Source organism: Mesorhizobium sanjuanii (assembly GCF_002529485.1).
Lineage (GTDB): Bacteria > Pseudomonadota > Alphaproteobacteria > Rhizobiales > Rhizobiaceae > Mesorhizobium > Mesorhizobium sanjuanii.
Genome location: NZ_NWQG01000099.1, coordinates 1 through 9,570 on the forward strand (window position 1 = coordinate 1; position 9,570 = coordinate 9,570).

A 9,570-nucleotide genomic window follows, 5' to 3' on the forward strand; every position below is an offset into this window, starting at 1 on the left:
GTCTACTTCTCCGACGATAAGGGCCGCATCGTCACCGAAATGTCCGTCGTGCGCCATGGCGAGGACCTGATGACACTGATCACCGCTGCGGTGGCGCAATGGCACGATTTCGAATGGCTGAAATCGCGCATGCCTGGGGATGCGCCGTTCAAGCTGATCGACCGGACCGAAGAATATTCGACACAGATCCTCGCCGGCCCCAATTCGCGAAAAATTCTCGCGGATATTTGTGCCGCCGACCTCGCCCTGCCCTGGCTGACGCACCAGGAAACCAGCATCGCCGGCCGCTGGGCCAAGCTGGTGCGCGTCTCCTTCGCTGGCGAGCTTGGCTGGGAAATCCACACCAAGGTCGGCGACACCGCCGCCGTCTTCGACGCCGTCTGGGCCGCCGGCCAGAAGCACGGCCTAAAGCCGTTCGGCATGTACGCGCTGGATTCTATGCGGCTCGAAAAAGGCTACCGTGCCTGGAAGGGCGACCTGTCGACCGATTACTCGATCCTGCAAGGCGGGCTGGAGCGCTTCGTCAAATGGGACAAGCCCGAATTCCGCGGCAAGGCGGCGCTGCTCAACGAAAAGCAGCAGGGCGTGAAGAAGCGCTTCGTCACGCTGGTCGTCGAAAACCCCGGCGACTGCGACGCGCCCTACATGTCGACGCTCTGGCATGACGGCAAGATCGTCGGCGAAACGACATCCGGCGGCTGGGGCAACCGCATCGACAAGTCGATCGCGCTCGGCATGCTGCGCGCCGACCTGGCCGAACCCGGCACCGCGGTCGAGGTCGAGATCTTCGGCGATCGCTTCAAAGCGGTCGTTCAGAACGACGAGCCGCTGTGGGATCCAAAGAACGAAAGATTGCGCGCATGAAGTTCGTCATCCTCACCGACGGCGGCATGGGCCAGGAACTGGTCCGCCGTAGCAAATCCGAGCCGACGCCACTATGGTCGGCCAGGGTGTTGATCGACGAGCCCGATCTGGTGCGCGACCTGCATGCGGAATTCATCCGGGCCGGCGCTCGCGTCATCACCATCAACACCTATTCCGCGACGCCTGAGCGGCTGGCGCGTGAGGGCGCGGAGGAGTTGTTCAAGCCATTGCAGAAGCGAGGTATCGAACTGGCGAAGCAGGCTCGCGACGATGCCGGTGACGTGGCCATCGCCGGCTGCCTGTCGCCCCTGTTCGGCAGCTATGCACCGGCGCTGACGATTTCCTTCCAGGAGACGCTCGACACCTATCGCCGCATCGTCGCCGAACAGGCTGATGGCGTCGATCTGTTCCTGTGCGAGACCATGGCCTCGGCCGAGGAAGCACGCGCTGCCGTCACCGCAGCCTCGGAAAGCGGTAAGCCGATATGGGTGTCGTGGACGCTTGCCGATCACGGCACGCCGCGCCTGCGCAGCGGCGAGCCTATAGCGGCAGCGGCGAGCGCGCTCGACGACCTGCCGGTCACAGCCAGGCTGATCAATTGCTGCCGGCCCGAAGCGATCACCGCGGCACTACCCGAACTGATCGGTCTCGGCGGCCAGGTTGGCGCCTATGCCAATGGCTTCACATCGATCGAAGCGCTCAAGCATGGCGGCACCGTCCATGTCCTGCACGCCCGCCACGACCTTGATCCGGAGGCCTATGCCGACCAGGCCGTCGGCTGGGTCGAAGCCGGCGCCGGCATCGTCGGTGGTTGCTGTGAAGTCGGCCCGGTCCACATCACCACCCTGCGCGACCGGCTCGAACGGGCCGGCTACGAAATCTCGGGAGTTTGATCATGCCCAGACCATCATCGCGCATTTCCGGCATCGTGCCTTCGGGCAAGGATGGCTGGGAGGTTCATTCCGCCGCCTGGGCACGCAAGGAGGCCGGCGAGGACATCATCATGCTGTCGATCGGCGACCATGATTTCGATACGCCGAGCCAGACGATCGAAGCCTGCGTGACGGCGGTTCGCGGCAGCAATCACCACTACACACCGCTTCCCGGCCTGCCGCGCTTGCGCAAGGCCATGGCGGCGGCCTCGGCCGCCTGCACCGGCGTTGCGACCAGCCCCGACCAAGTCATCGCCACGCAGGGCGGACAGGCAGCGCTCTACGCTGCCGTGCAGGCCGTCCTCGACCAGGGCGACCACGCCATCGTGGTCGCGCCCTATTACGCGACGTATCCAAATACGTTCAGTGCCGCGGGTGTGGAATTCACCGTGGTCGAGACGCCCGCAGAGGATGGCTTCCAACCCCACGCGGACATGATCCGCGCGGCACTTCGGCCAAACACGCGCGCCATCCTCATCAACACGCCCAACAATCCGACCGGCGCCGTCTATTCGCGTCAGCATCTCGAAGAGCTGGCGCAGATCTGCCGCGAGCATGACCTGTGGCTGCTGTCGGACGAGGTCTACTGGACGCTGGGTGGCGGCGAGCATATCTCGCCCCGCAGCTTGCCCGGCATGGCCGAGCGCACGCTGGTCATCAATTCGATGTCCAAGAGCCACGGCATGACCGGCTGGCGCATGGGCTGGCTGACCGGTCCCGAAACGATGATCTCGCTGCTGATCAATCTCAATCTGGTGACCACCTACGGCCTGCCGGCCTTCATCAGCCTCGCCTGCGCCGAGGCCTTGGAAAACGGTTACGGCGTCAAGGAGATTGCCGAGCGCTATGCCGCGCGGCGCGCATTGTTCCTCGACGCCGTGCACGGCATGAACGACGTCACCGTACGCGGTTCAGAAGGCGGCATGTTTGCCATGCTCGACATATCCGCCATCGAGCCCGACGACGAGAAATTCGCCTGGGCCTTGCTCGACAAGGAGAAGGTCGGCGTCATGCCGGGCTCCAGCTTCGGCGAGGCGGCCGCCGGCCACATCCGCGTCAGCCTTTGCCAGCCCGAGCCCGTGTTGCAGGAAGCGGCCAATCGCCTGCGCCGCTTCGCTTCCAGCTATCGCCGCGAGGCTGCATGACCGCCAAGACGATCCCTACCAAAGCGAGGGCAGTCATCATCGGCGGCGGTGTTTCCGGCTGCTCGGTCGCCTATCATCTGGCCAAGCTCGGCTGGACCGACATCGTTCTTCTCGAACGCAAGCAACTCACCTCGGGCACGACATGGCATGCCGCTGGCCTGATCGGCCAGTTGCGCGGCTCGCAGAACATGACGCGGCTGGCGAAATACTCGGCCGATCTCTACGTCAAGCTGGAAGCCGAAACCGAGGTCGGCACCGGCATGCGCCAGGTCGGCTCGATCACCGTGGCGCTGACCGAGGAACGCAAGCACGAAATCTACCGGCAGGCGTCTCTCGCCCGCGCCTTCGACGTCGATGTGCGCGAGATTTCACCCAATGAAGTCAAGGAGATGTACCCACATCTCAACGTTTCCGATGTGGTCGGCGCGGTGCATTTGCCGCTCGACGGCCAGTGTGACCCGGCTAACATCGCCATGGCGTTGGCCAAGGGTGCACGCCAGCGCGGCGCCACCATCGTCGAGAACGTGAAGGTCACCAAGGTTCACACCAAAGCCGGCCGCGTCACCGGCGTTTCCTGGGCGCAAGGCGACGAGCAAGGCACGATCGAGGCCGACATCGTCGTCAACTGCGCCGGCATGTGGGCGCGTGAACTCGGTGCCCAGAACGGCGTCACCATTCCGCTGCATGCCTGCGAGCATTTTTACCTCGTCACCGAGCCGATCCCCGGGCTGACCCGCCTGCCGGTGCTGCGCGTGCCGGACGAGTGCGCCTACTACAAGGAGGATGCCGGCAAGATGATGCTCGGCGCCTTCGAGCCGGTGGCCAAGCCGTGGGGCATGGAGGGCATAGCTGAGGATTTCTGCTTCGATCAATTGCCCGAGGACATGGAGCATTTCGAGCCGATCCTCGAAATGGGCGTCAACCGCATGCCGATGCTGGCGACTGCCGGCATCCATACCTTCTTCAACGGCCCCGAAAGCTTCACGCCTGACGATCGCTACTATCTCGGCGAGGCGCCGGAACTTTCCGGCTACTGGATGGCGACCGGCTACAACTCGATCGGCATCGTCTCTTCCGGCGGCGCCGGCATGGCTCTGGCGCAATGGATCAACGATGGCGAAGCGCCCTTCGACCTCTGGGAGGTCGACATTCGCCGCGCCCAGCCGTTCCAGAAGAACCGCCGCTATCTCAGGGAGCGTGTCTCTGAAACGCTCGGCCTGCTCTATGCCGACCATTTTCCCTATCGGCAGTTTGCGACGTCACGAAATGTCAGGCGCTCGCCGCTGCACGAGCATCTGAAGGCGCGCGGCGCGGTGTTCGGCGAAGTCGCCGGCTGGGAGCGCGCCAACTGGTTCGCCCGCGAAGGCCAGGAGCGCGAATACCGCTATTCCTGGAAGCGGCAGAACTGGTTCGACAACCAGCGCGATGAGCATCTGGCGGTCCGCAACGGCGTCGGCCTGTTCGACATGACCTCGTTCGGCAAGATCCGTGTCGAAGGCCGTGACGCCTGTGCTTTCCTGCAAAGGCTCTGCGCCAACGACATGGACGTGACGCCGGGCAAGATCGTCTACACGCAGATGCTCAACCAGCGCGGTGGCATCGAGAGCGATCTTACTGTGTCGCGCCTGTCGGAAACGGCCTATTTCCTCGTCGTGCCCGGTGCCACGCTGCAACGCGATCTCGCCTGGCTCAGAAGGCACGTCGCGGACGAATTTGTTGTCATCACTGATGTCACCGCTGCGGAAGCCGTGCTCTGCCTGATGGGTCCGAACGCGCGGAAATTGATCCGGAAGGTGAGCCCCAACGATTTCTCCAACGAAACCAATCCGTTCGGGACGTTTCAGGAGATCGAGATCGGCATGGGGCTGGCCCGCGCCCACCGCGTCACCTATGTCGGCGAACTCGGCTGGGAACTTTATCTCTCGACCGACCAGGCAGCCCATGTCTTCGAGGCGATCGCCGAGGCCGGCGCGGAAGTCGGCCTGAAACTTTGCGGCCTGCACACGCTGGATTCCTGCCGCATCGAAAAAGCCTTCCGCCATTTCGGCCACGACATCACCGACGAGGACAACGTGCTGGAAGCAGGGCTCGGCTTTGCGGTCAAAACGGCCAAGGGCGACTTCATCGGTCGCGATGCGGTATTGAGGAAAAAGGATGCCGGCCTGTCACGCGGGCTGGTCCAGTTCCGGCTGAAGGACCCGGATCCGCTGCTCTTCCACAACGAGGCGATCCTGCGCGACGGCAAGATCGTCGGCCCGATCACCTCGGGCAATTACGGCCATCATCTTGGCGGGGCGATTGGCCTAGGCTACGTGCCGTGCAAGGGCGAGAGCGAGGCGGACGTGCTGGCCTCGTCCTACGAGATCGAGATCGCCGGCGAACGCTTCGCCGCCGAAGTGTCGCTCAAGCCGATGTATGATCCGAAGGCGGAACGGGTGCGGATGTAGCGCATCTTACCCTTCTCCCCTTGTGGGTCCACAAGGGGAGAAGGATAGTTCCCGTTACTCAAAACCGCTCCAGCTTCCTCCGCACCTTCTCCAGAAACGCCGCCCTCGTCTTTGGTGTCGACGCGTCCATGAGATAGTGCGCCAGGAAGAACGTCCTGCAGCGTGTGGCGCACAGCGCCCGCATACCGCGCAAGATAGTCTTGCGGCCGGGCTGGCCGACGACGACGCTCCACCAGGTCGGTGCGCCGCAGGTCGTGATCACGCCGACCTTCGTCACATGCGTCATCAGCGACTTGATCCGCCCCTTGCCAGCCGGCAGGGCGAAAGCGACGTCCGTTGCCCATACCCGGTCGAGCCAGCCCTTGAGCATCGCCGGCAGCCCGTACCACCATGTCGGATAGATGAAGAGGATCGCTTCAGCCCAGTTCAGATCATCGATATACGGCTTGAGCGCCGGGTCCCGTGGGGCACCGTCATTGTAGGAGCGCCGCTCGTCGCAGCCCATCACCGGATCGAATTTGTCCGCGTAGAGGTCGAGCAGCCGTATTTCCCAGCCCCTCGCCTTCAGCACTTCGATGGCACAGTCCCGGATCGCCGCGCAAAAGCTTTCCGGGACCGGATGGCAGTAAACCACCAGGACCCGCATCAGAACGCTGCCATGCTCGCGGCGACCTTCGCCATGAACGCCTTGCGGGTCTCGTTGGTCGACAGGTTCATCGAATAATGAGCGAGATAGGATACGGAGGCGCCGGGCTTGATGGTGGCGCGCAGCATGCGGCTGACCACCTTGCGCGGCGGATCGCCCATCAGCATGGCGCGGAACCGGCTGCCGCCATAGGTGGTGACCGCGGCCAGCTTGCCTATGTTGTGCAGCGTCGGCTTCACCTTGCCGTCGACCAGCCTGAACGACACGCCGGGCAGGAAGACGCGGTCGAAAAAGCCTTTCAGGATCGCCGGATAGCCGTAATTCCAAACGGGGAATGACAGCACCAATGCTTCAGCCCTTTGCAAGCGCTCGACATAGGTGGCCACCGCATCGCCCGGCCCGCGCTGGTCGTGGTAGCCCAGCCGTTCGGCTCGCGTCAGCCTGGGATCGAAATCCTCGGCATAGAGATCGCAGTCGTCGACGGCATGGCCGGCCGCCGTCAGCCGCTCGACGATCACCTTGTGCAAGCCGGCATTGAAGCTGGTCTCGACCGGATGAGCGAAGAGGACGAGGATGTTCATGCGTGCCCTCAGTCCGCCTTCTGCAAGCCCTTGAACAGGAATGACTTGCCCGAACGGTAGTCGTAATCCGGGTTCTCCCAGGCGATCATCTTGCCGGGGTTGAGCAGCCCTTGTGGATCGGTCTCGCGCTTGAAGGCAAGCTGCACCTCGTCGGTCTGCTTCATGCCGCCCTCTTCCAGCGTGTAGCGATGCGGGTTGAATATCCAGCAGCCATTGTCCTCGTGGATGCGGATGATCTCGTCGAGCCGCTCCGCCGTGGTGAAGCGGACCAGCGGCAGGCCGGCAACGCCAATCGCGCCGTCGAAGCGGATGAATTCGAGATGCGACGGCACTTCGTCGCCGAAGCGGTCGATCATCGCCTTGACGTGGCCGAGATGATCCGGCGAGGGATAGCGGGCCTGCAGATAGGTGATCGTCGGATCGACCCTGATGGCGCGCAATGTCGTGTGGTTCCAGGTCAGTTCATAGGCCGGCGGCAGGCCCTTCAAATCGGCCTCCTTGTCGGAGCGGAAGACGATCTCGCCCTTGCTGCGCGCAGTGAAGGCGAGGAAAGCGTCCATCGCATGCGGCGCAATCATCAGGACGACGATGCTCTGCTCACGCCGGAAGAATTTCTGATGGCGCTTGAAATAATCGTAGGGGATGGGCGCCGCGATCGGCGTGATCAGTTTCGCCAGAATGCCGTCCTGAACCGCAAGATCGTTGCCGAAGCCCGCCGCATCCATGAAATCGTCGAAGCCGACAATGACATCGACCCAGTCGTAAGCTGATGTCAGCGGCATCTCGACCTCGGTGATGATGCCGTTGGTGCCATAGGCGTGCATCACCTTCAGCACGTCCTCGCCGGTAAGCTCCATGACGCGCGGCTCTGCCTCCATCGTCACCGTCCTCAGCCTGATGACATTGCCGAGGTCGCGCAGCCCGCCCCAGCGGATCGAGCCGATGCCGCCGGAGCCGCCGGCGACGAAGCCGCCGATCGATGCCGTGTTGTAGGTCGATGGCGACATCCTGAGCTCTTGGCCCGAATGCGCCCGCGTCGCTCTGTCGATCTCGGCCAGAACCGCGCCCGGCCCGGTCACGACGCGGCCGGGCGCTATCGCCTTGACCGCGTTCATCTCGGCCAGATTGAGCACCACGCCGCCGGACAGCGGCATCGCCTGCCCGTAATTGCCGGTGCCGCTGCCACGCGGTGTCACCGGAACGCCGTGCCGGTGGCAGGCCGCCAGTACGCGGATCACCTCGTCCTCGCTCTTGGGCGTCACGATCAGGTCGCCGGTGACATGGTCGAGCTGCTGCTTCAGCACCGGACTGTACCAGTAGAAGTCGCGGCTCTTCTGCTGGACGATCGCTGGATGGTCGTCGATCTTCAGCCCGTCGAGATCGCGCTTCAGTGCCGAAATGTCCATCATCCCACCATCAGTTCGTCGAGTTCGGCATAGTCGGGCAATTGGCGCTCGATGGCGCGGCCGTCACGCACCACGATGCGATCAGATTCCGGTCGCGACAGCAATTCCGTCCAGCTCCGCCCCTTGAAGACGACAAAATCGGCGGCGCCGCCAACGGCAAGCGCGCCGAAGCTGTCGAAGCGCATCACCTTGGCCGGTGTCGAAGTCACCGCCATCGGCCAGTCGCCGACAGGATGGTCGAAATGCAGGATGCGCGTCGCCATGCGGTAGACTTCCAGCATGTCGAGATCGCCGTAGGCGTAGAACGGATCGCGCGTATTATCGGAGGCAACAGCAACGGGGATGCCGCGCGCCTTCATCTCATGCAGCAGCGTCACGCCGCGCCAGCGCGGCGTGGTTTGGTCAGCGCGCCGGTCCTGCAGATAGAGATTGCACATCGGCAACGACACCACCGCGAGACCCGCCTTCGCCACCTTGTCCAGCGTGTCGAGCACGTCGAGATCCGGCTGGCGGGCCAGCGAACAACAATGGCCGACGAGGATATTGCCCTCGAAACCGTTCCACAGCGCCGCCTCGGCGATCTTCTTCAGCGAGATCGCGGCAACGGCGTCGGTCTCGTCGGCATGGAAGTCGAGATCGAGCCCGTGCTTGATCGCCTCAGCGAACACCTGATCAAGAAGTTCCTCGAGGTCTGGCACCATGTAGGTGACGACGCCGAGCACGCCTTTGGCCGCGGCCACGCGTTTGGCCAGTCCTTCGAACCATTTCCTGTCGCGCACGCCTTCGATGCCGAGCAGGCAGGCCGCCTGCAACTCGATACGGCCGCGCCACGTCTCCCGCATCGTCTCGAACACCGGCCAGGAGATCTCCTCCTGCGGCGCCACGCTGTCGAGATGGGTGCGCAACGCCCTGGTGCCATGCGCGTAGGCTGAGCGCAGGGAAAAATCCATGCGCCGGGCAACGTCCTCGGCGCTCCAGCGCGCGGCACGATCGGCGCCGGTGGCATTCAATGCGCCCATGAAAGTGCCGTCGGGATTGGGTTTTCGCGGCCAGATATGGCCCTTGTCGATATGGGTGTGGCAGTCGACAAAACACGGCATGACGATGCGGCCGCCGAGGTCGATCGCCTCGGCCTTTGGCAACGTTCCATGCGCGCTGATGCTCACGATCTTGCCGTCGGCGACGGACATGTCGGCGAGCGCGAAGCCGTCAGGGTCGAAAGCAGCCGCAAGACCAGGTGTCAGCGACCGGTGAAGGCGGACGTTGCTGAGACGGTAAGAACCAGAGGCTGGTATCAAGACTTACCCCCCTCTGACCTATGCAACGCCATTCCCTCAAGCGGTCGTTTGGATCGGAGACAACGCGAACAGGCGGACGGAGACATCGCGAACAGTTCTGCACCGCCGTATTCTTCGGTGACTGTAACGGCATGGATCCTCGGGTCTGCGCGTCCGCTTCGCTCCCGCTCCGCCCGTGGATGACGAAAGACGGGGAGGCATATGCAAATCGCCAATGCTGGGGATTGGCGGGAACCCGGGTATCTCCAACG

Annotated in this window: 8 protein-coding genes; 4 read left to right on the top strand and 4 right to left on the bottom strand. The window is 63.6% G+C overall.

Annotation, left to right across the window (positions count from 1 at the left end; all coding sequences use genetic code 11):
* From CN311_RS16430 to CN311_RS16445, 4 genes are all read left to right on the top strand, one after another.
* The coding region (locus CN311_RS16430; protein ID WP_133117202.1) for an aminomethyl transferase family protein at positions 1 to 864 on the top strand (864 nt) is incomplete at its 5' end.
* A complete protein-coding gene (locus CN311_RS16435) occupies positions 861 to 1,757 on the top strand; it encodes a homocysteine S-methyltransferase family protein (RefSeq protein ID WP_097574822.1) in 897 nt (298 codons plus the stop codon). The genes CN311_RS16430 and CN311_RS16435, both read left to right, overlap by 4 nt.
* A 2-nt stretch (positions 1,758 to 1,759) precedes the next feature.
* Positions 1,760 to 2,941 (top strand): pyridoxal phosphate-dependent aminotransferase, encoded by a 1,182-nt coding sequence (locus tag CN311_RS16440; RefSeq protein WP_097574823.1) that lies wholly within the window; start codon positions 1,760 to 1,762, stop codon positions 2,939 to 2,941.
* Positions 2,938 to 5,388, top strand: coding sequence for a GcvT family protein (locus CN311_RS16445; protein ID WP_097574824.1), 2,451 nt, complete (start codon positions 2,938 to 2,940; stop codon positions 5,386 to 5,388). Before CN311_RS16440 ends, CN311_RS16445 begins: the two co-directional genes overlap by 4 nt.
* Positions 5,389 to 5,446: 58 nt before the next feature.
* Here the strand turns inward: CN311_RS16445 and CN311_RS16450 are convergent, their stop codons facing one another.
* Genes CN311_RS16450 through CN311_RS16465 form a run of 4 tightly spaced genes read right to left on the bottom strand, consistent with a single transcriptional unit; the run spans position 5,447 to position 9,319 of the window.
* On the bottom strand, positions 5,447 to 6,034 hold the full coding sequence (locus CN311_RS16450; RefSeq protein ID WP_097574825.1) for an NAD(P)H-dependent oxidoreductase: 588 nt from the start codon (positions 6,032 to 6,034) through the stop codon (positions 5,447 to 5,449).
* Positions 6,034 to 6,615, bottom strand: coding sequence for an NAD(P)H-dependent oxidoreductase (locus tag CN311_RS16455; RefSeq protein ID WP_097574826.1), 582 nt, complete (start codon positions 6,613 to 6,615; stop codon positions 6,034 to 6,036). The genes CN311_RS16450 and CN311_RS16455 overlap by 1 nt, the downstream gene beginning before the upstream one ends.
* A gap of 8 nt (positions 6,616 to 6,623) precedes the next feature.
* Positions 6,624 to 8,024 carry an FAD-binding oxidoreductase gene (locus tag CN311_RS16460; protein WP_425351078.1) on the bottom strand — a complete coding sequence of 467 codons (1,401 nt, stop codon included), beginning with the start codon at positions 8,022 to 8,024 and terminating at the stop codon, positions 6,624 to 6,626.
* On the bottom strand, positions 8,021 to 9,319 hold the full coding sequence (locus tag CN311_RS16465; protein ID WP_097574828.1) for a cytosine deaminase: 1,299 nt from the start codon (positions 9,317 to 9,319) through the stop codon (positions 8,021 to 8,023). Before CN311_RS16465 ends, CN311_RS16460 begins: the two co-directional genes overlap by 4 nt.
* Positions 9,320 to 9,570: the final 251 nt, after the last annotated feature.